This is a genomic window from Mycobacterium sp., assembly GCF_039583785.1.
Taxonomy (GTDB): domain Bacteria; phylum Actinomycetota; class Actinomycetes; order Mycobacteriales; family Mycobacteriaceae; genus Mycobacterium.
In genome coordinates, this window is record NZ_JAVKSG010000054.1 from 1 (window position 1) to 25,063 (window position 25,063).

Genomic DNA, 25,063 nt, shown 5'->3' on the forward strand with positions numbered 1-25,063 from the left:
GGCCGAGCCCGGTGCCGAATCAACCGAAACGGAGGTCGCCTGAAACACCCTCATCCACAGGTCTTGACAATATCTCATCCCGAGCGCGCGAAATGCTCTGCGCCCCAGGGTGAGAAGTAGTACTGCATACAGAATTCCGCCGACTATTGCGGTGAGCGCGACGGCGGCACTCCCACGATGTATGGCGAGCACCGTCGCCAGCAGGCACCACGAAAATGCATCGTCCGCCGCGCCGCACGCCAACGCGAGGGTGCCCAAAGGCGTTCCGGAGAGCCCTCGTTCGTAGATGATGCGGGCGAGCATGGGGAACGCAGTCGTCGCTATCGATGCGCCCAGGAACATCATGGCCATGGCCAACGTGACACTCTGGTCGAAGTAAATCCCGCTGGACAAGAGCGGTGCCGCGACGAGCGCCCCCAACGTCAGTGGGGCCAAGATGCCTGCCGCCGACACGGCGGCCGCGGTGCCGACGCGATGCCTGATGAGGTTCACGTCGAAGTTGAGTCCGACGAGGAACATGTAGAGCACCAGACCGATTTGGGCTGTCGTGTACAGCACGACATTGGCTGGGCCCGGGGGGAATAGGTGATGTTGCACGTCGGGCCACGTCCGACCCAACAATGACGGCCCCAGCAGCACACCGGCGATCATTTCGCCGACGACCGGCGCCTGCCCCAGTCGCTGCACCGCTGCGCCGGTGACGCGGCAGGCAACGAGAATGATTGCCAGTTCCAGCACGAAATGGACCGCGGTTGCTGCCGGCATCGATGCGTCCTCGGGGTTGGCCTGACTCGTCGCTGCTCCGCTTGCCAGAGACCCAAATTAGTGTAGCTTCTTAAATGTTAAGTAACTGTCCTATCCGAACGGCGGGAGGGGACGCGTGGACGTAAACGCACAGTTGTCTCAACTGAGCCCGGAGGCACGGGTCGCGCTGGCGCAAAAGATCAAATCGCGGCTCGTCGGCGGAGTCGACGTCCAATCGGAGCATGAGGTGGCGATCGTCGGAGGGGGAGTCGCAGCGCTCACCCTCGCGCTCGAGTTGCGCCGTGCCCGGCCGACAACCCGACTGCTCATCATCGAGCCCCGCGCTCACCCGTTGCCGGAGATCACCCACACCGTCGGCGAGTCGACAGTGGAGATATCGGCTCAATACCTGCGGGACCGCCTCGAATTAGCCGACCACCTAAATACCGCTCAGATTCGGAAAATGGGATTGCGGATGTTTTTCTCGCACGACGGAAACACCGACATCGCCCAACGCATGGAGCTCGGGAGCTCCTCGTTCACACCTCAGGTCACCTACCAAATCGACCGCGGGCGGTTGGAGAACGAGCTCAACAGACGCTGCGCCGCTGAGGGTGTCGCAATCACCGCCGGCCGAGTCACATCCGTCGAACTAGGCGTCGACGGCCAGCCGCACACCCTGCACGTTCAGCGGGGTGAAGCCACGACCTCGACCACGGCCCGTTGGGTGGTCGACGCCTCAGGCCGCAACCGGGCTCTGCCCCGCCAATTCGAACTCAAGAGCTCCAACGAACACCGCTGCAATGCGGTCTGGCTGCGGGTCGCGACTGAAATCGACATCGGTCAGTGGAGCGACGACCCGACCTGGCAGGCGCGCCTCGTCGAAGGCCGCCGGGCGATGTCGACCAATCACCTGATGGGCGAAGGCTACTGGGTGTGGTTGATCCGGCTCGCGTCCGGCTCAACCAGCGTCGGCATCGTCGCGGACCCCGCCTTCCACGCGTTCAGCGACTTCAACACCCTCGAGAAGGCTCAGGCCTGGCTTGTCGAACACGAGCCGCAATGCGCTGCTGCCCTCGAGCAGAGCAAGCACCTGATCAAGGACTTCAGGGTGATGAAGAAATACAGCCACGGGTCCACCAGAGTTTATGACGCGCAAGCCCGTTGGTGTCTGACCGGTGACGCGGCCGTTTTCCTGGACCCGCTGTACTCCTCGGGACTGGACCTGGTCGCGATCGGCAACGGGCTTATCACCGACATGATCACCCGCGAACTCGACGGTGAAAGCGTCGTCGCACGCGCCGCTATCAACGACTCGCTTTTTCGATCGCTGACCGACATGTGGCTCAACATCTACTGCAACCAGTACCAGCTCATGGGTTCGCCCGCCGTCATGACGGCGAAGGTCGTTTGGGACATCGCGTACTACTGGGGCTTCCTCGGGTTGATGTACAGCAATGGCCGATTCGTCAGTGTGGCCGACGATCCCGCAGTGGTGCCACACCTGGAAGGCCTCATCGAGCTGAGCAACCGGATGCAAGGATTCTTCCGAGAATGGGCCGGTGTTGAAAGCGCCCGCCCCTCATCGCAATTCGTCGATATGTATTCAGCGCACAACTTCATGGTCACGCTACATACGGCCATGATGGGGAAAGCGTCAGATTTCACGGCGCAATTCGATGCGAACGTGCTGCTGCTGCGCCAGCTTGCGGGCCAACTGATCGAGAGCATACTCACCGACAAGTGCCGCGATTTTTCCGATGATGTCACCCAGCAGGTGCAGGCATGGCAACGCGACACCTTGCTGCGAGAACTCCGATCCACGTACCGCCAGCAGCAAGACGTCGACCCGCTCGGCGAGGCGTGGATTGTCCGATGCGCTCCCGAACTCGAATTCAGTTGAGCGGACGACAGATCCGACCACAAGTCGTTAGGTCGATAAGGTGAACACGCTTGCCGGACAGGGCGCTCACGAGCCACTCGCAATCGTCGGAATCGGCTGCCACTTCCCAGGCGGCGCCCTAACGCCGGACCGCTACTGGGAATTGCTGCGCAGCGAAACCGACGCGACCTGCGACGTCCCCGAAACACGCTGGAACGCTGACAAATACCACGACCCGAACCCGCAGAAGGTCGGGAAAATGACTACCCGTCGAGGCGGGTTCCTCAGCGAAATCGATCAATTCGATCCCCATTTCTTCGGCATCTCACCTCGCGAGGCGAACTTGGTCGATCCGCAACAGCGCCTCCTGCTGCGTACCACGTGGGAGGCATTGGAAGACGGCGGGATATCGGCCGACAATCTGGCCGGCACGGATGTCGGGGTGTTCGTCGGCGGGTTCACCCTGGACTATCAGCTTCTTCAAAACCAAGGGCGCACCAGTCGTTACCGATTCAAGACCCACTCCGCCACCGGAATGATGATGACGATGCTGGCAAATCGCATCTCGTTCACCTTCGACTTCCGCGGGCCCAGCATGACCGTCGACACTGCGTGCTCGAGCTCGCTGGTCGCGGTGCACCTTGCGGCGCTGAGCATCTGGAACGGCGAATGCGACCTGGCGCTCGCCGGTGGCGTCAACATCATGATCGGGCCCAACACCGCGATCGCGGAATCCAAGAGTGGATTTCTTGCACCCGACGGCCGGTGCAAAGCCTTCGACCAGTCCGCCGACGGTTACGCACGAGGCGAAGGCGGCGCCGTCGTCGTCATCAAACCCTTGGCGCATGCCCTGCGAGACGGCGACGACGTCTACGCGCAGATCCTCGGCACGGCGGTGTCCCAGGACGGTCACACCGACGGCATCACCGTACCGAGCGCGGAAGCTCAGGAAGCTGCCATCACGACGGCCTTGAGACGGGCCGGCGTCCACCCCAACGATGTCGGCTACGTCGAGGCACACGGCACTGGAACTCCCGTCGGCGATCCGGTCGAGATCCGGGCTCTCGCAAACGCACTTGCCTCCCAACGTCTGTCGAGCAAACCGCTGGTGATCGGATCGGTCAAAACGAACATCGGTCACCTGGAGGCCGGCGCCGGTGTTGCGGGACTGATCAAAGCGGCACTGGTGCTCAAGTATGGGTACATCCCGGCGAACTTGCATCTGCACAACCCCAGCGAACACATTCCGTTGGCGGAGTTCAGTATCGACATTCCACGCACCGGGCGCCCGTTCCCCCACGCGGCCCGACGCGTAGCGGGTGTCAACTCCTTCGGCTTCGGTGGCACCAACGCCCACGTCGTGCTCGCCGAGCCACCCGCCCTGACCTGCTCCAACGGCGTCGGGCAATCCCTGCGGCTGCCGCTGGCCGTGCTGCCGATCTCGGCGCGTTCCGAGGAAGCACTGGTGGCAACAGCCCGTCAGTTGGCCGAACACATGGGCTCGCATCCCGATATCACCCTGCTCGACCTCGGCTACACGCTCAGTCGGCGTCGCACCCACTTGACCTGCCGGCAGGCCCTCGTCGCGGACAGCATCACCGATGCGCGACAACAACTTCAGGCACTCGCTGACGGCGGACAGATCGCGGCGAGCCGGATCGGCCCGGCCGCACCCAAACTTGCCTTCGTCTGCACCGGCATGGGTCCGCAGTGGTGGAAGATGTGCCGCGACCTGCTCGATGTGTATCCGGAGTTCACCCAAAGCATTCTGCGTAGCGATCGCGAACTCTCGCGCTACACGGACTGGTCGCTGGTCGACGAACTTCGGGCCGACGAAACCCGTTCCCGCATGTCCGAAACCGAGGTGGCCCAGCCAGCCAACTTCGCCATCCAGATCGCGCTCGCCGAGCAACTGAGACATTTCGGGATCACCCCGGACGCGGTGATCGGTCACAGCGCCGGCGAAGTAGCCGCCCATTACCTGTCCGGCATCCTCACCTTCGAGCAGGCCGTTGAAATCATCTACCACCGAAGTCGGCTGCAGCAGCGCACCAGCGGACTGGGTCGCATGCTCGCGGTTGGCCTCAGCGCCGAAGCTTTCATGTCCAAGATCGACGCCGAAGTGCGCGACGCCGTGGGGAAGCGGGTATCGATCGCTGCGATCAACGGCCCGTCGACAGTAACCGTTGCCGGCGACAGCGATGTGCTCGACGAGATCGTGCGCCAACTCGACGACGCGCACATCTTCAACAGGTTCCTCAACGGAAAAGTGCCGTACCACACCCACTACATGGACGCCATCAAAGACGACCTCGTCAGTGCGTTCCAGCAATTGAATCCCGGTGCGGCGACGATCCCGCTGTACTCCACGGTCTCCGGCGAACGGTTAGACGGATATGCCGACGGCGCGGCGTACTGGTGGCAGAACACCCGTGCCACGGTTCTTTTCGAACCCGCGGTCCGTCGCATGCTCGACGACGGATACACCCACTTTGTCGAACTGGGCCCGCATCCCGTGCTGGCCGCATCGCTCTTCGAAATAGCCGCGTCCCACGAGAAGGACGCAGTCGTCTGGGCGACTCAGCGACGCAATGACGATGACGGTCGCACCCTGATGAATTGCGTTGCCGCGCTGCACTGTCACGGCCATCCGGTTGCGTGGGACGCGCTCTACCCGCGACCAGCGGCGCGACTTCTCAAGCTTCCGTTGTACCCATGGCAGTCCAAGCGGTATTGGAACGAAACTCAGGAGGCTGCCGAGGATCTGCACTACAACCCGGTGCACCCACTGCTCGGGCAGCAGGTGGGCGGAGTCCATCCGACCTGGGAAGTCGAACTGAGCACCGCCACCATGCCCTTCCTCGCTGACCATCAGGTGCAGGGCAGCATCGTCGTTCCCGGTGCGGCTTACATCGAAATGGCCTTGGCCGTCGCCGAAGCCAGCTATGGGTCCAGTGATTTCAGTGTCGACAATCTTGCGCTTCTGCGCGCGATCATCCTCGACGAAACCTGCGATCCCGTGCTGCGAACCACCCTCAACCGCGACACCGGGGCCCTGGAGTTCGCGGCACTCACCGCGACAACCGGTGGGGACGTGAAGTGGACGATGACGGCGACAGCGGAACTCAACACCCTCGCGCGGCCGCCCCGAGGCGTCAACAGGCGCCGCCCTGCCGAACCCAGCACCACCATTGACCACGACGAGTTCTACACCCGCGCCCAAGCCGTCGGGTTCAGCTATGGTGACGCATTCCAGAGCATTGCCGGCATGGTATCCGGAGACGGCTGGGCCACCGCCGAGATCGTGACACCGGCAGCGATAGCCGGCGACATCGAGCGGTACCGATTCCATCCGGCTCTCATCGACGGTGCCTTGCAAACGCTGATCGGCACAACCCTTCTGGACCGCGAGACCGAAGAAGACGGTTATCTTCCCACCAGAATCCGCCACGCCGCCATCTACCGCGGACCCGAACAACAGATGACCGCCCAGATCTCCGTGGTGTCGTCAACCAGGGACGAGATCGAAAGCGACATTACGCTTCTCGGCGAGGATGGCGAGACGCTGGCCATCTTCACCGGCTTCACGCTGCAGGCGTTGAGCGCGTCGTCGCGGATGGCGCCCGAGCGAGTCGACAAAGGGCTCTACGAGATCGGGTGGGTCGCATGCTCCCCGGCGACGAGCGATCACACCGCGGCAGCGACGTCACGAAACAATCTGTCCTGGTTGATTTTCCTGGACAACGACGGCGTCGGGACGATGCTCGCCGGCGAACTGCGCCGCAACGGCCAGCGTGTTCGGGCGGTCCTCCACCAGCCCGTCACCGCGCTGACCAAGGTCGACGGTGGCTACGCACTGAACCCCGAGCACCCCGAGCACATCGGGCAACTGATCGAAACTCACCTTGCGAACGAGGGAGACCTCGCCGGCATCATCAACTGCTGGCCGCTCGACATCCGCGCCGAGGCCGAGGACCGTCACGCGGACACAGCCAGCGAATCAAACTATCAGCTCGGTATTTTCACGATCCTGCATCTCGTCAAAGCCGTCGCAGAACACGACACCATCGCGCCACGGCTCTATGTACTGACCGCCAACGCACAGTCGGTCCTCGGAACCGAGTCACTTGCCGTCGAACAGGCCGCCGTTTGGGGGCTCGGACGGGTGGTGGGCCACCAGGAGTTCGCCGACCGATGGGGCGGACTGATCGACATCGACGACGCCGACGATCGCACGGACACCGCGTCGCATATCTGCGCGCACATCCTCGCGGAAGACGCCGAGGATCAGATTGCGATCCGCGACCAGACGACGTTCGTCCCGCGTCTTCGCCCGAGCACGAGCCTGACCCAAGCCTTCCCGACGAAGCTCACGCCCAACGCGACCTACGTCGTCACCGGTGGAGCCGGGGCCCTCGGCCGCATCGTGGCCACCTACCTGGCCGAACGTGGCGCCCGCCATATCGCGCTACTGTCTCGCAGCGAGATCCCGCCGCCAGACCAGTGGGCCCGGCTACCCGAAGACCACCGGCATCACCAGACGATCAGCGCGATTCGTAAGATCGAGCATCTCGGCGCGCAGGTGACCACAGCCAGCGTCGACATCACCGACTTCGATCAGGTGAACGGCTGGCTGAGTAGCCATATCCGGGGCGGAGGCCGACCTGTTCGTGGAATCATCCACGCCGCAGGAACTGTCGACGACCGGCTGCTGCTGAACATGACCGAAAGCGACTTCATCACCGTCATGGCGCCCAAGATCGAGGGCGCACGCGTGTTGCACAATGCCTTCCGCAGAAGCGATCTGGAGTTTTTCGTGATGTTCGGTTCGGCAGGGTCGGTGATCGCTTCGCCCGGACAGGGTAACTATGCCGCCGCCAACGCGTTCCTCGACGCCTTCGCGCAGTTCCGACAGGCACAGGGGCTGCCTGCGTTGACAATCAGCTGGGGCCCGTGGTCAGTGGGGATGGTCGAAGAGCTCAAGCTGGAAAAGCTCTACGCGCAGCGGGGAATAGACCTCATCACGCCCGCCACCGGCACCCGCATTCTTGATCGCCTGATCAACCAAAAGCTGCCGCACGTAGTCGCGATCAGCGCGGACTGGATGCGGGCTCGCCAAGTGGGGCTCGTCGGTCAGCTGCCACCGATGTTCTCCGAGCTCGGCACAGCCGAAACATTCTCCGACACCGGTGATTCAGACTTGTCGATTCTCGACGTCTTGTCGGGGTGCCCGAAAGCCCAGAGACTCGACACCGTCGCCGGCCACGTTCGGCAGATCGCCGCCGCCGTGTTCGAGATCGCAGCGGTCGACATAAGCGCAGACGATTCCCTCGACGACATCGGCCTGGATTCGATGATGGCAATGGATTTCAGGCTCAGGGTCAACGCGACATTCGCGATCGACCTGCCGTTGCTCGAGCTGCTCCGAGGCGTCAGCGTGAATTCGGTGGCCGCCCGAATTCTCGCCGAACTCCAATTGGCGGACGCCGACCCGGCCGCGGCTACCGACGAAGCACCGCAGCCCGCCGCGGCCGATGGCGATGTCGACCGATTGATCGAGCACCTGTCCGAGGCCGAGCTACGGCAAGTGCTAGCTGAACTCGAGAAGCAGGGCGAGGCATCGTCGTGAATTCCGCCGTGCACGTTCGTCGTTTGTCGAAGTCCTACCGACGCCTGCAGGCCGTGCGGGAGGTGGACCTCGATGTCGGGTACGGCGAGGTATTCGCGATCCTCGGACCCAATGGGGCGGGCAAGTCGTCGACCATCGAGATCCTGGAAGGTCACCGCAAACGGGATTCCGGGCACGTCAGTGTGTTGGGCGAAGACCCTGGAACCGCGGGCCGGAGCTGGCGCGCCAAGATCGGCATCGTGCTTCAGGAGGTCAGCGACGCCGGCATGCTGACTGTCGGGGAAACACTGCGGATGTTCGCGAAATGCTATGGCAGCGCCCGAGCACCCGAGGAGGTTCTCGAACTCGTCGGGCTCGGCTCGGTGGCCGAATCGAAAGTGCGGACACTGTCTGGCGGTCAGCGCCGTCGACTCGATGTCGCCCTCGGCATCATCAACAAGCCGACATTGCTGTTTCTCGACGAACCGACGACCGGATTTGATCCCGAAGCGAGACTGCGCTTTTGGGACCTCATCCGGCTATTGGCCAGTGGCGGCACGACGATCCTGCTGACCACCCACTACCTCGAGGAAGCCGCAGCGCTGGCAGACCGTGTCGCGGTGATCGCCGGGGGCCAGGTCGTTGCAGTCGACTCCCCGCCGAATTTGATCCGGTACGTCAACTCAGCCGCGACGGTCCGGTGGCGAGTGGACGGCGAAATCCGCACAGAGCGAACCGATCGCCCCACCGAATTCATCAGACGATGCTCGATGGACGGGGCGGAGCTGATCGATCTGACGGTGTCTCGCCCCACGCTCGAAGACGCCTATCTGCACTTGATCGGCATGCAGTGATGCACGCCGAGCGCATGACCGGCGCCGTGACGCGGCACCGGCGGAGCGCTCGGGCTGTGTCGCCGCTGCCGTCTCCGCTGCGCATCGGCCTGACTCGAGTTGTCCCGGAGCTCAAGATGTTCTACCGCCGGCCAGAGCAGATGGTTCTGACTTTTTCACTGCCGGCGATCATCTGCATCCTGCTGGGTTCGATCTTCTCGACAAAACTGCCCAACACCGAAACCAGCACCGGCGCCGTCATCGCGGCCAGCATGCTCGCGTATGGGATCTTGTCGACGTCCTTTATCAACCTGGGCATCAGCATCGCGGGCGACCGCGACACCGGCGCATTGCGGCGTCTCCGCGGAACGCCGACCACCGCGCTGTCGTATTTCATCGGGAAGATTTTTCTCGTCGCCATCGTCAGCGTTGCCGAGGCGGTCATTCTTCTGACGGTGGGGCTGCTGTTCTTCGACCTCCGTTTGCCGGCAACGATGTTCGGCTGGTTCACGCTGACCTGGGTATTTCTGTTGGGGATCGTCAGTTGCTCACTGCTGGGAATCTTGATCAGCAATCTGGCCAGCAACGCGGTCGCAGCCGCCGTGGTCACCAACGGCCCGGCGGTCGGCTTACAGTTCGTGTCGGGAACCTACGTGCCACTCATCTTTTTGCCGACGTGGATGTTGATCGTGGGTTCCATATTTCCGGTCAAGTGGATGGCTCAAGGTTTCCGGTCGGTGCTGCTGCCGTCGAAAATGGCGGTCTTCGAGCCGGCCGGGAACTGGGAGCACTGGCACATCTTCGTAGTGCTGAGCGGCTGGACGATCGGCGGGTTGATGGCGTGCCTCGCAGTCTTTCGGTGGTCGGACCGAGACTGATCAACAGCGGCCGGCCAGAATCTGTTCCGCAGTGCGCCGCCCGCTGACCAGAGCGCCTTGGATCGAAGCGGTGTCACGGTGATCGCCGCACCACCAGAGCCCATCGCCCACGTCGACCGACTGGCGGACTCGCAGTGGCACCGGCTGGACCGGCAAGGCGTGTCGAATAGTGCTGCGCGTCAGTAGCTTCCACGGCCGAGCGTCGGCACCCAAGATGTCAGCGGCATGGCGGCGGGTGGTGGTTTCCGGTGCAGGCGCACCGTCAGCACCCAGCAGCGCGGACGCCGCGATCAGATGTTGGCCTTCCGGGGCATAGCTGGGTGCGGCAGCACTGATGACTGCGGTGTTGAGCACCGGCCCCGGTGGGTCGCGCCGTGCGTCAATCCACAGCATGGGTCGCGTCGTGGGCGCTTCGTCGGTGGCCCACCAGTCGGTGACGACACCGCGGGTTGCCGGTGCAGGCGAATCGGTCAGGCTTGCTGCCGTCAGCGGATCGGTCGCCACCACGACCTCGTCGGCGTGGACGCTGCCCGCACCGCCCCACACTTGCCAGCCCGTCCCAGCGCGCTCGATGCGAGTCACCTTCTGGTTCAGATTGATTCGTCCGCTCAGCGGTCTGGCCATCAGCCGCGGCAGTGCTTGCATGCCTGCGGCGGGCAGCGCGGGAACGCCGAGCAAAAACATCCGGGTCAGCAGCAATGAGAACGCGTTCGAGGCGCTGCCGGTGTCGTCCAGCAACACGCCGGCCAGGAAGCGGTCAATCACGCGGCGCAACTCACCACCCACCCCCGACTTGTCCAGGGCCGCTTTCAGCGTGGTGTCGTTACCCGGGTGCGTTTTGAGGGCGCCCGGGCGCAGTGCGGGAAGTGCCCACCGTAGGATCGCCACGACGTCAGCGGGCCGAACAGCGCCAGAAGTCAGCATCTTCGGTACGCGGGTGGGCTCACGTAGCGGATGGACCAGGACGGCTGATTCGGACGGACGCCGCACCGCGACTCCGGCAGCGAACGGCCGCAGTTCAAGCGCCGTGGTGTCGACCGCGCGCTGCAATTCCGGATAGGCAGGATTGAGTACCTGAAACCCACGATCACACAGAAAACCGTCGATCGTGTCGGTTCGAACCCGTCCGCCGACGTCATCGTGCTGCTCCCACACCTGCACATCGCGGCCCGCAGCCGCGATCACGCCGGCGCACCGCAAGCCGGCTAATCCGGCCCCGATCACCACCACGTCGACACGATCTTCGGCCACGCTCGCTCGCCCTTCGTCACCTTGACACCGCGAGGACTCCCACCTTGCCACGATCAGCGCTCGGCAAACGCGGTGAACTGCGGTTCAGCACGCACAGGTTCGTCGGGCTCTTTCGCCGGCCGTCATAATCGACGTGTGAACGCGGTGGTGCTGACGAGCGGTGCCGCCGTCGTGGAACTCGGCGGCCTCGTCGCGCTCGGGGTGCTGCTCACCGTCTCCCGACGCCGGCTCAAGCAAGCCCGAACCGACTTGGAGCGCAGTCGCCAAGCCCGCACCGGACGTCGGCGACGGCGACCGGGACTCGCGCCCTTCGCGATCAGGGCAGCGTGGCGGACCGCCGACTCGTTGATGACCAAAGGCATTGGCGCCACCGTCCGTAACTCGATCGAAGACCTGGCCGGATGGGCGCAGGTCGAACGTCCCGATTTGGCACGACTGACCGCAGACGGCGACGTGGTGATCGCCTTTTCCGACATCGAGGACTCCACGGCGCATAACGAAGAGCTGGGGGACCGGGGCTGGGTGAAAGTCCTGGAGCGCCACAACCGGCTGATCGAAAAGCTGGTCGCCGATCATGGCGGTCACGTAGTCAAGACCCAGGGCGACGGGTTCATGATTGCTTTCGCCGACGCCGAACAGGCCGTGCTGTGCGGGATCGGGGTACAGCGTGCGCTGCGCACGAAGGCCGAGCAGTGGGGTGGGATCCGCGTCCGCATCGGCGTCCACATCGGGCCCTCGGTTCGACGCGGGGACGACTTGTTCGGGCGCAACGTCGCGATGGCCGCCCGGATCGCGGGTCAAGCGAGCGGCGGCGAGATCCTGGTCAGCGATGCGGTACGCGAGGCGGTCGACAGCGCCGCAGGTGTCGAGTTATGCGCGCCGCGCGAGGCGGAACTCAAAGGCCTGCAGGGCATTCACCAGCTTTACCCGGTCACGATCCCCGACTGACGGTCACCGCCTTATTTCCACCTGGTCATCGGGATTGAAGTACCGCTCGGTCCCGTCGTTGAACTTCACTGTGCACAGTTGCGGCAGGAAATCGCCTTGATAGGGGGCCAATTCGGAGACCACGCGGGTCTTGACCCGCTTCCACGCATCGTCGCCCTCGCCACACTCGCGGAGTTGATATCCGGGTAACCGGTTGGTGAGATCGACTGCCCGCAATTGGAGCACCCGGCTTGATGGCGTCGGCATAGTTCGGATTCTGCCCAGCAATCCTTACGAGCAGATGACGTCTAGGTTCCGGCGGGCTGCGGGTCCGACGGCCGCCGGCGCACGAGTGTGGGCCACCAGAACCACGGCCCCAGGATGGTGAGGATCGACGGCACCACAAAGGACCGCACGATCAACGTGTCGAGCAGCAGACCAATGCACACGGTCGACCCGACCTGGCCGATCGTCCTGAGATCGCTGATCAGCATGGCGAGCATGGTGAACGCGAATACCAGACCTGCAGAGGTCACCACACCGCCGGTGCTGCCCAGCGCCCGGATCAGCCCGGTGTGCAGTCCACCGTGCAGTTCCTCCTTGACCCTGTTGATCAGCAGCAGGTTGTAGTCCGACCCCACCGCCACCAGAATGATGAACGTCAGCGGCAGAACCAGCCAGTGCAGATGCAGCCCGATCAGGTGCTGCCAGACGAGGATGGACAGCCCGAACGCCCCAGCGTAGGAGAACGCCACGGTGCCGGGAATCACCAAGGCGGCCACCAGACTTCGGGTGATGAACATCATGATCAAAAAGATCAGCACGAAGGCGGCGATCGCCGCGATGAGCAGATCGGACATCGCGTATTCCTTGATGTCCTTGTCGTTGGATCCCGAGCCACCGATGTAAATCCGGGCGCCGGCCAGGGAGGTCTCTTTCAGAGTATCCTTGATCGCTTCGGGGAATTGCTCGACATGTTCGACACCTTCGGGGCCCATCGCGTTGCCCTCGTGGGTGACGATGAAGCGGGCCGCCTTGCCGTCGGGTGACATCATCAACTTCTCGCCGGCCTTGACGTCTTCGTTGTCGAAGGCCTCGTGCGGAATGTAGAAGAGGTCGCCGCTGCGCGATTTGTCCCAGTCGTTGCCGACGTTGATCGAATCGTCGAATGTCTGCGCGGTCTGCAGCGACTGCAAATCTGCCGATCCGTAGCTGTTGATCAGCTTTGCCCTCAGCGCTTCGGTGTCGTCGGCGGTGGCTTTCAGTTGCGCGATGATCTTGGGGAACGTCTCGTCCACCACGGCGAGAGAGATCCTGGCGAACTTGATGTCTTCGACCAAGTGGTCGATTTGATCGACCGTTGCGAACGTCGATCGAAACGTCCAGCAGATGGGTATGTCGAAGCAGTGCTTGTCCCAGTAGAAATAGCTCCTGATGGGCCGGAAGAAGTCGTCGAGATTAGAGACATTGTCATTGATGTCGTTGCTGACTCGTTCCAGATCCTCGACGGTCAAGACTGTCTGGTGCAGCTCATCGGAGACTTTCTGGAAGAAGCCGATCTCTTTGCGCAGCACCGCGACTGTGTCTGCCTGGATCTGTGCCTGGTCGTCGGTGTTGTTGTTCTGATCATTGTTGAACGGCAGCTGTTGACCTTGACCACTGCCCTGAGTCGTGAACAGGTACGGGATGCTCGCGTGCTCGAGAGGCCGGCCGAGGGGCCGGGTCATACCCTGCGCCATCGCCACCCCGTGCAGTCGAAGCAACACCCGCGCGACCCGGTCGAGGGAGATGAAGTCAGCCGAATTGCGCATGTCGTGATCGGTTTCGACCATCAGCATCTCGGAGAACAATTTGCTTTTGGGGAAGTGTCGATCGGCGGCCTGAAAACCGAGGTTGGCTGGTGCGTCGTGCGGCTGGTACTGCCGGTCGTCATAGTTCTGCCGATAGGTCGGGACGAAGACTGCCCCGATCATCACGACCGCCGAACTGGCTACCAGGATCGGCACCGGCCAACGAACCACGCTCGCACCGATCCGTCGATACAGATGCGCCTTGGCCACCTGCCTCGGGTCGAACATTCCGAAGAGGCTGCCGACGGTCAACACCGCTGGGCCGAGCGTCATCGCCGCGGCGATGGTGAACAGCATGGTGATCGCTACGGCCGGTCCCATGGTGTGGAAATAGTTCAGGCGCGCGAAGGTCAGGCAGTAGGACGCGCCGGCGATCGTGAGGCCGGAGCCGATGATGATCGGCGCGACACTCTTGTATGCGGTGTAGAAGGCGTCTTCTCGGCTTTCACCGGCCAGCCGTGCCTCGTGGTAGCGGCCCACAAGGAAGATGCCGTAGTCGGTTCCCGCTCCCAGCGTCAATGCGATCACAATGTTCACCGCGAACGACGACAGCTCGATGTATCCGAGATGCCCAAGCGTCGAGATAACCCCTTTGGCAACAAGCATTTCGATAAGGACGCCGAGCAGGGGCACCAGTAGCGCGGGCGGCGAGCGATACACGATCAGCAGCATTACCAAGATCAGGACGATCGTGACGATGGTGACGTTGTTCAGGCTTGCGTTGGCGATGCTCAGCGTGTCCGAGGCCAGCGGGGCGGCGCCGCTGACAAACACCTTGAGTCCGGGCGGCGGCGGGTCCTTTTCGATGATGTGTCGCACGGCGTCCACAGAGGCGTTCGCTTCGATCTGGCCGATGTCGCCGGCCAGGCGCAGCAGCACATAGGTGGACTTGCCGTCGACGCTCTGCGCCCCGGCCGCGGTGAACGGTTTGCCCCACAAATCCATCACGTACTGCACGTGCTTGGTGTCGTGCTGGAGGCGTTGCATCAAATCGTCGTAGTAGCGGTGGTCCTGGTCGCCCAGTTGTCGGTTGTCCGTTTCGAACACCACCATGGTCAAGTTCGTCGAATTGGATTCGTGGAACTTCTCGCCGATGTGCAGCAGCGCCCGCTGCGACGGTGCATAGTGCGGAACCATCGGGCCGGCGAGTTCTTCTGCGACGTCCTCCACCTTGGGCATGAACGCAGTCGTCGTGACCGCGAGAAACCCCCAGAAGAAAATGATCGGGATGGCCAATCTGCGGACCATTCGCGGGATGAAGGGGCGTTCGACCCGGGGTGCATCCAGCCGGTGTTCGCTCACGCGGACTTCACCCTGCACTCGACGTCGGCATCCGGATGTCTGGACTTTTGTTCGTCGCGCACGACGCCGTCCACCAGCATGCGGCAGCTCACTTCACCGCCGTGGACGTGCACCGAAATGGCGCCCGATGCCACCGTCAGCGTGGTGCTTTCGGTGTGCGACCAGGGCAGCACCGTCACGTCGACTTGGTGCGGATGGCCGTCGATGTCGACGTACACCAGCGTCCCGCCCTTGCCCACCGAGCCGAACACCTGATAGGTCAGCCGTTTGACGTTGAACTCGTCCGGCGCCTGCGGACCGTTGACCGTGATCACCGGCTCGGGCTCCGAGAACTGGTGCACTTTGTACATGCAGACCAGGCCGACGCTCACGGCGACGACGGCAACCAGCGGCATCCAGATTCGCGCCAGCACCCTGCGCGTGGTTGGACGAGGGCTCACTCGATCACCCTTTATCAACGCACTCCCCAAATCTTGTGCTCCGACCCCACCGTCGCCCGACATATCAATCAGATTGACATGAGGTCGTCGTGACGTTACTCAGTACAGAACGCAAACGACCACAACGTGCCGAACGTTATCACTTGCCGATGCACCCGGCAGAGCGAACCGCCAGGCTTCAGGCCACGGGCTGCGCGGTTTTCAGACGGCCCTTGAGGCGCCGTGCGCGCAGCAGTTGGATGGCAAGGTTCGTCGAGGTGACCATCGGAATCACGCCAATGAACGTGCGCTCGGACGGGGTGGCTCCGTGCAGGTATTCCAGACACCCGAAGACGTAATAGGTCGAAAGCGCGAACAGGGTGAAGGGGATGCAGAACGCCATGGGGTTGCCACGGATAGCGACGATGCGCTCTGCGTACTCGAACTCCTCTGGCGTCATGGATTCGCGTCTGCGCAATTTTTTGATGACGCGCGGCGCAGCCCCGATTTCCTCGCTGAACGGCAGCTTCGGTTCCCGCTCCAACCGCCGTGCGTAAGCGGTTCCGATCGACAACAGCAGCAACGCCACCGCCAAGGCGATCAGCGCGCACAGGCCCCAGACATACGTACTCACATCCCACATCCTTTGCTCCGCCGTTCGAACCTAACACCGCGAGCGGGATCCGGTCGCCCGTCGACAGCCGACTGCAAGACTGAAGCACGGCGGCAGTTACACCAGCCCGGTCAGGACGGAACGGAGAACCCATGAGTGCAGGCGCGCAAACCGGAGTCATCTCGACACGTGTTCCGGCACGTCTAGATCGGTTGCCGTGGTCACGGTTTCACTGGCGCGTCGTTGTCGGCCTCGGCGGAGTGTGGGTCCTCGACGGACTTGAGGTGACGATGGTCGGGAATGTGTCATCACGTCTGACCGAGCAAGGCAGCGGGATTGCGCTCACGCCCGCGGACATCGGTGTGGCAGCGGCGTTCTATATCGCCGGAGCATGTCTGGGCGCGCTGTTCTTCGGCCATCTGACGGATCGCTTCGGACGGCGCAATCTGTTCATCCTGACGCTCGCGGTATATCTGACGGCCACGGTCGCAACGGCCTTCGCCTTCGCCCCCTGGTATTTCTTCATCACGCGCTTCGTCACCGGGTCCGGCATCGGCGGCGAGTACGCGGCGATCAATTCCGCGATCGACGAGTTGATCCCGGCCCGGGTCCGGGGCCGGGTGGATCTGGTGATCAACGGGACGTATTGGCTGGGATCCGCGGCGGGGGCCGGCGGCGCGCTCGTCCTGCTCAACACGGCGAACTTCCCCGCCGATATCGGGTGGCGGCTTGCCTTCGGCATCGGTGCCATCTTCGGCATTTTCGTTCTTCTGGTGCGACGGAACGTCCCGGAGAGTCCGCGCTGGTTGTTTATCCACGGGCGCGACCAGGAGGCTGAGCAGATCGTCGGCGAGATAGAGGCCGATGTGCAGCGAGAAACCGGCCGGCCGCTTCCCGAGCCGCACGGAGAACCACTGAAAGTTCGTCAACGACGGACAATTTCATTTCTGGAGATCGCCAGGGTCGCGTTCACCCGCTATCCGCGGCGCGCGATCCTCGGAGTGGCGCTGTTCGTCGGCCAAGCGTTCCTCTACAACGGTGTGACGTTCAACCTCGGCACTTTGTTGAGCGGGTTCTACGACGTTGACGCCGGCAAGGTGCCGCTGTTCTACATCCTGTGGGCGCTGAGCAACTTCTTCGGTCCGGTGGTGCTCGGACGATTCTTCGACACTGTCGGCCGTAAACCGATGATCGCGCTGTCCTATATCGGATCGGCTGTGGTGGCTGTCGTCCTGGCGTTTGTGTTCCTGACCCGAGCCGGCGGCGTCTGGGCATTCATCGGTGTGCTCGCCGCAACCTTCTTCCTGGCCTCCGCGGGCGCGAGCGCCGCCTATCTTACTGTCAGCGAGATCTTCCCGATGGAAACCAGAGCGCTGGCGATTGCGTTCTTCTACGCCGTAGGCACCGCTATCGGTGGTATCAGCGGACCGCTGCTGTTCGGGCAGCTGATCGAATCCGCAGAGCGCGGCCTGGTGATGTGGTCGTTTCTGATCGGAGCCGTGGTGATGGCCGCGGCGGGCGTTGTGGAGCTCTGGCTGGGCGTCGCTGCCGAGCAGCGGCCGCTCGAAGAGATCGCCCTGCCGTTGACGGTCGCCGATGCCGAGCGGCAGGACGAAGATCGCCAACGCGAGTGAAAGAATCCGGTTGGCCAATTCGTCGTGACTGCGCTCCAAGCGTCCGTCATCGGTCGACTGAGATCTTCGCAGCCAGGCGGCGCCGTGTTAGCTTCGGGCCGTCGCACCTGATCCATTGGATGTCGGTGCGCTCGTCCGACGGCAAACGTGTCGAACGCTTTGCCCGTCGGGCCTCCTATGCCTACCAACTGGACGCTTTCGCCGGGGCAGTATTGCGTGGCGAACCGGTCAAGACCCCGGCGGAGGACGCCGTGGCGAACATGGCCGTCATCGATGCGATCTACCGCACCGCCGGCTTGCCGCTGCGCGAGCCGAGCTGACGGGCCCGACACCAGAAACGGGATCATTCGGCTCTGGTCTGGCCATATCATCGGGTGATGAGCGCCGGTGGCCGCAAGACTGCGGGCTCGCCGGCATTCACCGACGAAGAGTCCGCCCGGTATCGTGCCGCCGGCTGGTGGTCCGAGCTGACGTTGTCGGACGCGGTAGGCCGCAACGCGACGGAGTGTCCGGCCCGGGTGGCCTACATCGACACTCCTGGCGGATCAATCACCTGGCACGACTTCGATTGTGCGGCAACAGCTCTAGCCGAGCAACTGACCGGCTTCGGCGTGATCCGGGGCGACCGGATCGCGGTGTGGCACGGCGACTCGGCCGCCATTCATGTGCTCTTCGTCGCTCTCGAACGGTGTGGCGCCATCGTCGTCGGCATCGGAGCGCGCGCCGGTAGCCGCGAGGTTGCGGCGATACTGCGCGGCTCACGCGCGACGATGTTGATCAGTGATCGCCCGCACACCGAAACCGTAACCGGGGCAGCGGTGCCGGTGCTGGAGTTGCTGCACACCGACGGACCGCCGCGATTGAACGTCGAGGCCGCAGCCACGGCGCTGCGACCAAGACGCCGGCTCGGCCCCGACGAGGTGTTCCTGATCAACTCGACCTCCGGAACCACGGGGTTGCCCAAATGCGTCGTACACACCCAGAACCGGTGGTACTACTTTCACCAGAAGGCGGTCGCCGGCGGTCACTTGACACCGGACGACATCTTCCTGCCCGTCATCCCCACTCCGTTCGGCTTCGGAATCTGGACCAGCCACACCACTCCGATCTATCTGGGTGCGACCGCAGTGATCCAGCAGCGCTTCAGTCCCAGGGCGACATGTGAAGCAATCGCTGCCCACCGGATCACGGTGTTGTGCTGCGTGAGTACTCAATTGACGATGCTGATGGCCGATCGCGCCTCGCGCGACTACGACCTCAGTTCGCTGCGGGTGGTTTTCACCGGCGGCGAAGCGTTGCCGTACCGTCCGGCGGCGGAGTTCGAAACACTGACCGGCGCAAAGGTTTTACAGTTCTACGGCTCGAACGAGACCGGAATCCTCAGCGCCACAACGCTGCACGACACACAAACACATCGGCTGCGTACGGCCGGCCGGATCGTTCCCGAGATGTCGGTCCGACTCTTTGACGGTGACCGAGATGTCACGGCATCCGGGCGCGGTCAGCCGGCTTGCCGGGGCCCGGCGACCAGCCTCGGCTACCTCGACGGCACCGACCACGATCAACTGTTCACCCGCGACGGGTGGATGCGAATGGGTGACATCTGCGAGATCGACACCGACGGCTACCTGAGCGTCACCGGTCGCACGTCCGACTTCATCCTGCGTGGCGGCAAGAACATCAGCGCCGCCCAGGTGGAGGACGCCGCGATCACACATCCCGCAATCGCAGTCGCCGCGGCGGTGGCGATGCCTGATCCGGTGTTCGGCGAAAAGATCTGCCTCTACGCCGAGCTCGTCAACCACCGAGTAGTCGGCCTAGCTGAACTCGTCGCACATTTGTTGGCGGCTGGGGTGTCGAAAGAATTGCTGCCGGAGCGACTCATCGTGGTCGACGAACTACCGCGATCGTCGGGCGGCAAGATCGCCAAAGGCCCCCTCCGAGAGGATGTTCGAACCAGGATGGAGGCGAATCATGAACGCTGGTGACGCTCGGCGCGGCGGCCTTGAGGTGTGGGCGCCGTCGGTGGTTCCGCCGATCGGTGTCGACCTCTCCAAAGAGCAGGCGCTCGCGGTCGCGTTCCGTCATCTTGCCGCCATCGGGTTCGCGGAGAACATGGCCGGGCATATCACCTGGCAACCCGATGGCCAAACCGAGATGCTGGTCAACCCGTGGGGCCTGTGGTGGCAGGAGATCACCGCGTCGGACATCTGCGTGGTCGATGCCGATGCGCAGGTGGTCCGTGGCCGTTGGGATGTCACCCCGGCGATCCATATCCACACCGAACTGCATCGCGTCCGTGACGACGCGCGGGTGGTTGTCCACAATCACCCGCACTACGTGTGCGTGCTTGCCGCGCTGGGCCGGCTGCCCGAGCTGGTGCATCAGACCGGCTCGCTGTTCCTGGACGATTTGTGCCTGGTCGACTTGTACCACGGAGAGATCGACAGCCCGACCCGCGCAGCCGATCTCGCGGCCCACATCGCAGCCGCCAACCTGACCGTTCTGGCCAACCACGGCGTGATCGCGACCGGCCGCAATCTGGCCGAGGCGGTCTATCGCGCCGCGTCCATCGAGCGGGTCTGCAAACTCGCCTATGACGTCCTGCTCACCGGTCAGCAACCGGTGCAGATGAATTGGGCGGACATGGCGGGGATGCAGAGATCGCTCATCGAGCGGGCTGCCGACGTGTACTGGGCGGGAGCCGCCCGGATGACGGTCAAAGCCGACCCCGGCGTCTTGAGCTGAACGGATTGCGATGAAATCGATCGACGAACTGGCCGCCGACCTGAGGTTCACGACCGCAAAGACCGGCGAAGCCCGTTCGGTCACCTTCCTCCCGGACCCGCCGAGAGCGCAACGCCGCTACACACTGATCTCGGTGGACGACCACATCGTCGAGCCGCCGGACACTTTCACCGGACGTCTGCCGGTTGAGTTCGCCGCACGCGCTCCACACGTCGTCGACACCGCCGACGGCGGCCAGACGTGGGTCTATGACGACCGCGAGCTGCCCATCGTCGGGTTCAACGCGGTCGTCGGCCGTCCGGTGTCGGAATACGGCTTCGAACCGGTTCGATTCGACGAGATGCGCAGGGGCGCGTGGGATATCGACGAACGCGTCAAAGACATGGATGTGAACGGCATCTACGCCTCGCTGAACTTTCCGTCGTTCCTGCCGGGTTTCGCCGGCCAGCGACTACAGCAGGTGACCAACGACCGCGATCTGGCGTTGGCGTCGGTACGAGCGTGGAACGACTGGCATCTCGATGTCTGGGCCGGCTCGCACCCCGGTCGCATCATCGCGTGCCAGTTGCCGTGGCTACTCGACCCGGAGCTCGGTGCCGCAATGATCCGCGAAAACGCCGAACGCGGATTTCGTGCCATCACGTTCAGCGAGAACCCGGCGATGCTGGGCTTGCCGAGCATCCACTCCGGCCACTGGGACCCGATGATGGCCGCCTGCGCCGAGACCGGAACCGTCGTCAATCTGCACATCGGTTCGTCAGGGTCGTCGCCGTCGACCACCGAGGACGCCCCGCCGGATGTGCAGGGTGTGCTGTTTTTCGCCTATGCCATCTCCGCGGCGGTCGACTGGCTCTACTCCGGATTGCCCAGCAGATTTCCCGATCTGCAGATCTGTTTGTCTGAGGGCGGAATCGGTTGGGTCGCTGGACTATTGGATCGCCTCGACCACATGCTGAGCTACCACGCGATGTACGGTACCTGGGCGGCGCTGGGGGAGCGCTTGACACCCGCGGAGGTGTTCACCCGTAATTTCTGGTTCTGCGCGGTAGAGGACAAGTCGTCATTCGTGCAGCACGACCGCATCGGCGCAGACAACATCATGCTGGAATCGGACTACCCGCATTGCGACTCGACGTGGCCGTATACCCAGCAGACGGTGCACGATCAGATCGGCGACCTACCGCCGGACCTGATCCGCAAAATCACCTGGGAGAACGCTTCTCGGCTGTACCAGCATCCGGTGCCCGACGAGGTACAGCGCAATCCCGATGCGTTCTGAACAGGAATCCGCCGTCGACAGACAGCTGGACTCCGCGGCCGAGATCCGGGTGCCGAGCGTCGGTCAGCTGCCGAATGCCTTCTTGATCAGATCGTCCTGTTTCTGTCCGGTGTCGGTCACGAAGTCGATCGGTGCCAGCATTTCCGGCGGTCCGTCGAACTCCATGGTGACGAATGCCTTGCCTTCGGTGAACAGCAACACGGTGATTCCCTTGGAGCGATCCTGCGACAGCCCCTCGATTGTCACCCCGCCGGTCCCAACTTCGGCGTTCAGCGCCTTGGTGCGTAGGGCCTCGCGGTGGATACCCTTCGCCGAGTCGAGCGCATTGGCCGCGGCTTGGCGGTCGGGCAGGATCTGAATCGTGTCCAGGATCGTATGGCTGTGATCGTGGTCGGTGAACGTCGCGGATGCGCCGGCTTGGCCGTTCGGGTCCTTGGTCGCGGGGCCGGCGGTGAACGGCTCGGGTGCTTTGATATCGCTGGCCTTGATCAAAAGCGTGCTGTAGTCACTGATGGGTGCAGCCGTCGTGCCGGCGGATGTCGAGGACGGTGTCGACGAGTTGGGCCGGCTGCTGCACGCACTGACCGAAGCCGCGGCCAGAGTCGTCACGGTGGCCGCCATCGCCACCGCAGTCAGGGAAGTCCTCATCGCGTCGCGCTCCTTCACATCGGGTAACGAATTACGGTATCCCACCCGCAGAGTCCAGCCGCAGTTTGCGCAACTGAGCGAGGGCATCAAGGGCAAAGCCGAAGAAGTCGGCGCAACGCTTGCCGGCCGATGCCGAGCGTGCCGCCGCCAAGAAAGAGGCGGAAGCGGAATCGGCGGGGTAGCCAGCGCCAGATTGTCAAAATCAGCGCCGGACCATGAAACTCGAGCCGCCTAGCCCGCAGCGACTCCCATCAGTGCGTACCGGCCGTTACCGGTTACCAGCGGCAGGTCCAACGTCGTCCTAATGCCGGGCGGAGCCGCGATCACCGCCGGGATGGCGTTGACGATCCGGCCCGCAGCGCCGGCGATGGCGGCTTGGTTGTGGTCGCCGTAGCGGCTGCTCGCAACGATGTCCACCGTGTAGGACGGCTCGCCAGTGATCTCGATGCGATACGAACCGCCGCCCGCCGCGGGTTGCTGCCAGTCAGGTCGAAGGTCTGGTCGCAATCGGGTGATGTGCTCGATGACGATCGCCGGATGCCCTTGGACCATGCCGCAAATCTCGAATTGCAGCGCGGCCAGCGTGCCCTTGGCCACATGACCTACCGCGATGTCGAAATCCTCTGGCGCCGGCTCGCGTTGGTAAGACTCAGTGATGTTGTCAACCTCGATGCCCAGACCGGCCGCCAACTGCCGGATCGCCGTGCCCCAGGCGATGCTGAGCACACCCGGCTGCAGCAGCATCGGTGTCTCGTCCATCGGCCGGGCGAATCCTGGATCTACACCACTGATGAAAATGCTGGCATTACCTTGTTGGGCAGCATCTTCCACACGTGCGATGTATTTATCCGGTAGAACACCCCATGGGTACTGCAGCAAACCGGGCGACGACCCGACGACATTGATGCCGGCTGCGAGAATGCGCATGACGTCGGCCATCGCGTCGGGGAGACGGGTGTCGCCCATCGCGCAGTACACGACGCAGTCCGGCTGGGTGGCGATCACGGCATCGAGGTCGTCGACCGCCGTGATGCCGATGTCGCGATCCAGGCCAGCGAGCACACCGGCGTCCTTGCCGACCTTCTCCGGCGACGAGACACAAACCCCGATCAGGTCGAATTGCGGATCGGTGATCAGCTCGATCAACGCCAACCGACCGACGTTTCCCGTGCCGACGTGGGCGACCCGGATCGCCATCGATGTCCTCCGTCCCGTTGCGAGTGACAGACCACCCTGACGCTAGTCCTGGCCCCGGCGAGATGGATTTGCCCACCACTATGCTTGGCGTAAGCCGATGGCAACAGGCGTCGCGATGGGAGGGACGACCAGTCGTGAGGGTGTCTGACGGGGCCGATCTCCACTTCTACTTCGACCCGGTGTGGCTGGCCAGTTTCGGCGGCGACGTTGACGTTGTGGGCGTCCAAGAGGACTGGCATGGTGGCAGTCGACGAACCAAGGACACGAGAGGCAAGGCATCATTGTGACACCAGAACCGGACGATGTGGCCGGACTGCTGGCCGCCCATCGGGCGGCGGGCCGGATGTTCACCGCCGCTGGTATCTCGTCGTTCGTTCTTGACGAGGGCCCGCGTGACGCGGAACCGGTGATCTGCGTGCACGGTGTCCCAGCGTCGGCTTACCTCTACCGCAAGGTTCTTCCGGCGCTGGCCGACAAGGGTCTCCGTGGTATCGCCGTCGATTTGCCCGGCCTTGGGCTGGCGGAACGCCCCGCGGACGCCGACTACAGCTGGAGCGGTCTGGGACGCTGGCTGCTCGCCGCGATCGACGCGCTGGATCTCGACCGGTTCCATCTGGTGGTACACGACGTCGGCGGTCCCGTCGGGTTCGAGGTGGCCGCCGCCGTGCCCCACCGGGTGCTGTCGATGACAGTGCTGAATACCATCGTGGCGGTGCAGACATTTCACCGGCCATGGGCGATGGAACCGTTCGCCCACCGTGGCCTTGGTGAGGCGTGGTTGGCGTCCATTCAAATCCCCGGCGCATTCGTCGCATTGATGCGGTACCTGGGCGTCAGTCGGCGGGTCCGGACGGCCGAGATCTCGTGCTACGTCCCGTTGTTACTTGGCGACGACGGCGGAAAAGCCTTCCTCAAGATCATGCGGGGCTTCGAGCTGACTGCGCAGAATCAGCAACGATACGTCGCCGCGGTGCGTAATCCCGGGTACCCGGTGCAGATCGTGTGGGGAACAAGAGACCGAGCCCTGCCCTGGCGCCGCTACGGCGTGCAAGCCCAACTGGCCGCTGGCGCGGACAACCCGATATTGCTGCCCGGTAAGCACTTCCTCCAAGAGGAGTACGCCGACGAAATCGCTGCCGCAGTTCACCGGCTGGCTGAACACAGCACGCGGTCCTAGCCTTGGAGGGGGCCACGCCGTCGGCCCGGACGCTGCGCGCACGGCCAGGCATGGCTCCGCCGGCGCCGTCCTA

General features: G+C 63.6%; 19 protein-coding genes and 1 pseudogene. 12 read left to right on the forward strand and 8 right to left on the reverse strand.

The annotated features are described in order from the left end of the window. Positions 1–765, reverse strand: a 765-nt coding sequence (locus ABDV69_RS15360; protein ID WP_343575859.1) for a cation:proton antiporter, incomplete at its 3' end; no start/stop codon positions are given. Positions 766–880: 115 nt separating this feature from the next. On the opposite strand from ABDV69_RS15360, the gene ABDV69_RS15365 reads away from it, so the two are divergent. Genes ABDV69_RS15365 through ABDV69_RS15380 form a run of 4 tightly spaced genes read left to right on the forward strand, consistent with a single transcriptional unit; the run spans position 881 to position 9,945 of the window. Beyond that, positions 881–2,647 (forward strand): tryptophan 7-halogenase, encoded by a 1,767-nt coding sequence (locus tag ABDV69_RS15365; protein WP_343575862.1) that lies wholly within the window; start codon positions 881–883, stop codon positions 2,645–2,647. A 40-nt stretch (positions 2,648–2,687) separates the two neighbouring features. Further along, entirely contained in the window at positions 2,688–8,255 is a 5,568-nt protein-coding gene (locus ABDV69_RS15370; protein ID WP_343575864.1) for a type I polyketide synthase, read from the forward strand. Beyond that, complete coding sequence (locus ABDV69_RS15375; protein ID WP_343575867.1) at positions 8,252–9,088, forward strand: ABC transporter ATP-binding protein; 837 nt, start codon at positions 8,252–8,254, stop codon at positions 9,086–9,088. The genes ABDV69_RS15370 and ABDV69_RS15375 overlap by 4 nt, the downstream gene beginning before the upstream one ends. A gap of 14 nt (positions 9,089–9,102) precedes the next feature. Beyond that, positions 9,103–9,945, forward strand: coding sequence for an ABC transporter permease (locus tag ABDV69_RS15380; protein WP_343575894.1), 843 nt, complete (start codon positions 9,103–9,105; stop codon positions 9,943–9,945). Here ABDV69_RS15380 and ABDV69_RS15385 read toward each other — a convergent pair whose 3' ends face one another. Beyond that, positions 9,946–11,196 (reverse strand): FAD-dependent oxidoreductase, encoded by a 1,251-nt coding sequence (locus ABDV69_RS15385; protein ID WP_343575870.1) that lies wholly within the window; start codon positions 11,194–11,196, stop codon positions 9,946–9,948. It lies immediately after the preceding gene. Positions 11,197–11,331: 135 nt separating this feature from the next. Here ABDV69_RS15385 and ABDV69_RS15390 point away from each other — a divergent pair, with 135 nt between their 5' ends. Further along, complete coding sequence (locus ABDV69_RS15390) at positions 11,332–12,144, forward strand: adenylate/guanylate cyclase domain-containing protein (RefSeq protein ID WP_343575873.1); 813 nt, start codon at positions 11,332–11,334, stop codon at positions 12,142–12,144. A gap of 3 nt (positions 12,145–12,147) precedes the next feature. On the opposite strand, the gene ABDV69_RS15395 is transcribed toward ABDV69_RS15390, so the two are convergent. The 4 genes from ABDV69_RS15395 to ABDV69_RS15410 all read right to left on the reverse strand — a co-directional run bounded on the left by ABDV69_RS15395 (position 12,148) and on the right by ABDV69_RS15410 (position 16,328). Further along, positions 12,148–12,390, reverse strand: coding sequence for a hypothetical protein (locus tag ABDV69_RS15395; protein WP_343575875.1), 243 nt, complete (start codon positions 12,388–12,390; stop codon positions 12,148–12,150). Positions 12,391–12,431: 41 nt separating this feature from the next. Beyond that, positions 12,432–15,221: an RND family transporter gene (locus ABDV69_RS15400; RefSeq protein WP_343575896.1), complete on the reverse strand. Its 2,790-nt coding sequence runs from the start codon at positions 15,219–15,221 to the stop codon at positions 12,432–12,434. A 50-nt stretch (positions 15,222–15,271) separates the two neighbouring features. Next, positions 15,272–15,670: an MmpS family transport accessory protein gene (locus tag ABDV69_RS15405; protein ID WP_343575897.1), complete on the reverse strand. Its 399-nt coding sequence runs from the start codon at positions 15,668–15,670 to the stop codon at positions 15,272–15,274. A gap of 223 nt (positions 15,671–15,893) precedes the next feature. After that, the gene (locus tag ABDV69_RS15410; RefSeq protein WP_343575899.1) at positions 15,894–16,328 is read right to left on the reverse strand and encodes a hypothetical protein; all 435 of its coding nucleotides are present in this window, start codon (positions 16,326–16,328) and stop codon (positions 15,894–15,896) included. Positions 16,329–16,459: 131 nt separating this feature from the next. Here ABDV69_RS15410 and ABDV69_RS15415 point away from each other — a divergent pair, with 131 nt between their 5' ends. From ABDV69_RS15415 to ABDV69_RS15435, 5 genes and pseudogenes are all read left to right on the forward strand, one after another. Further along, a complete protein-coding gene (locus tag ABDV69_RS15415) occupies positions 16,460–17,941 on the forward strand; it encodes an MFS transporter (RefSeq protein WP_343575876.1) in 1,482 nt (493 codons plus the stop codon). Positions 17,942–18,054: 113 nt separating this feature from the next. Then, positions 18,055–18,261 (forward strand): annotated as a pseudogene (locus ABDV69_RS15420) (gfo/Idh/MocA family oxidoreductase); the annotation flags it as partial. Between the two features lie 57 nt (positions 18,262–18,318). Further along, positions 18,319–19,929 carry a class I adenylate-forming enzyme family protein gene (locus tag ABDV69_RS15425; RefSeq protein WP_343575879.1) on the forward strand — a complete coding sequence of 537 codons (1,611 nt, stop codon included), beginning with the start codon at positions 18,319–18,321 and terminating at the stop codon, positions 19,927–19,929. Then, a complete protein-coding gene (locus ABDV69_RS15430; RefSeq protein ID WP_343575881.1) occupies positions 19,916–20,689 on the forward strand; it encodes a class II aldolase/adducin family protein in 774 nt (257 codons plus the stop codon). Before ABDV69_RS15425 ends, ABDV69_RS15430 begins: the two co-directional genes overlap by 14 nt. Before the next feature lie 10 nt (positions 20,690–20,699). Beyond that, positions 20,700–21,968: an amidohydrolase family protein gene (locus ABDV69_RS15435; protein ID WP_343575884.1), complete on the forward strand. Its 1,269-nt coding sequence runs from the start codon at positions 20,700–20,702 to the stop codon at positions 21,966–21,968. A 63-nt stretch (positions 21,969–22,031) separates the two neighbouring features. Here the strand turns inward: ABDV69_RS15435 and ABDV69_RS15440 are convergent, their stop codons facing one another. Further along, positions 22,032–22,616, reverse strand: a complete 585-nt coding sequence (locus tag ABDV69_RS15440) for a hypothetical protein (RefSeq protein ID WP_343575885.1) — start codon at positions 22,614–22,616, stop codon at positions 22,032–22,034. Between the two features lie 231 nt (positions 22,617–22,847). Then, positions 22,848–23,813 carry a diacylglycerol kinase gene (locus tag ABDV69_RS15445; RefSeq protein WP_343575887.1) on the reverse strand — a complete coding sequence of 322 codons (966 nt, stop codon included), beginning with the start codon at positions 23,811–23,813 and terminating at the stop codon, positions 22,848–22,850. Positions 23,814–23,947: 134 nt separating this feature from the next. Here ABDV69_RS15445 and ABDV69_RS15450 point away from each other — a divergent pair, with 134 nt between their 5' ends. Both ABDV69_RS15450 and ABDV69_RS15455 read left to right on the forward strand, forming a co-directional pair. Beyond that, positions 23,948–24,100 (forward strand): hypothetical protein, encoded by a 153-nt coding sequence (locus tag ABDV69_RS15450; protein WP_343575890.1) that lies wholly within the window; start codon positions 23,948–23,950, stop codon positions 24,098–24,100. Next, entirely contained in the window at positions 24,097–24,990 is an 894-nt protein-coding gene (locus ABDV69_RS15455) for an alpha/beta fold hydrolase (protein WP_343575892.1), read from the forward strand. Before ABDV69_RS15450 ends, ABDV69_RS15455 begins: the two co-directional genes overlap by 4 nt. Positions 24,991–25,063 lie beyond the last annotated feature (73 nt).

Coding starts and splice junctions, on each gene's coding strand:
- ABDV69_RS15380 (WP_343575894.1), top strand. CDS start 9,103: ATGACCGGCGCCGTGACGCGGCACCGGCGGAGCGCTCGGGCTGTGTCG.
- ABDV69_RS15395 (WP_343575875.1), bottom strand. CDS start 12,390: ATGCCGACGCCATCAAGCCGGGTGCTCCAATTGCGGGCAGTCGATCTC.
- ABDV69_RS15400 (WP_343575896.1), bottom strand. CDS start 15,221: ATGGTCCGCAGATTGGCCATCCCGATCATTTTCTTCTGGGGGTTTCTC.
- ABDV69_RS15405 (WP_343575897.1), bottom strand. CDS start 15,670: ATGCCGCTGGTTGCCGTCGTCGCCGTGAGCGTCGGCCTGGTCTGCATG.
- ABDV69_RS15415 (WP_343575876.1), top strand. CDS start 16,460: ATGAGTGCAGGCGCGCAAACCGGAGTCATCTCGACACGTGTTCCGGCA.
- ABDV69_RS15425 (WP_343575879.1), top strand. CDS start 18,319: ATGAGCGCCGGTGGCCGCAAGACTGCGGGCTCGCCGGCATTCACCGAC.
- ABDV69_RS15430 (WP_343575881.1), top strand. CDS start 19,916: ATGAACGCTGGTGACGCTCGGCGCGGCGGCCTTGAGGTGTGGGCGCCG.
- ABDV69_RS15435 (WP_343575884.1), top strand. CDS start 20,700: ATGAAATCGATCGACGAACTGGCCGCCGACCTGAGGTTCACGACCGCA.
- ABDV69_RS15440 (WP_343575885.1), bottom strand. CDS start 22,616: ATGAGGACTTCCCTGACTGCGGTGGCGATGGCGGCCACCGTGACGACT.
- ABDV69_RS15445 (WP_343575887.1), bottom strand. CDS start 23,813: ATGGCGATCCGGGTCGCCCACGTCGGCACGGGAAACGTCGGTCGGTTG.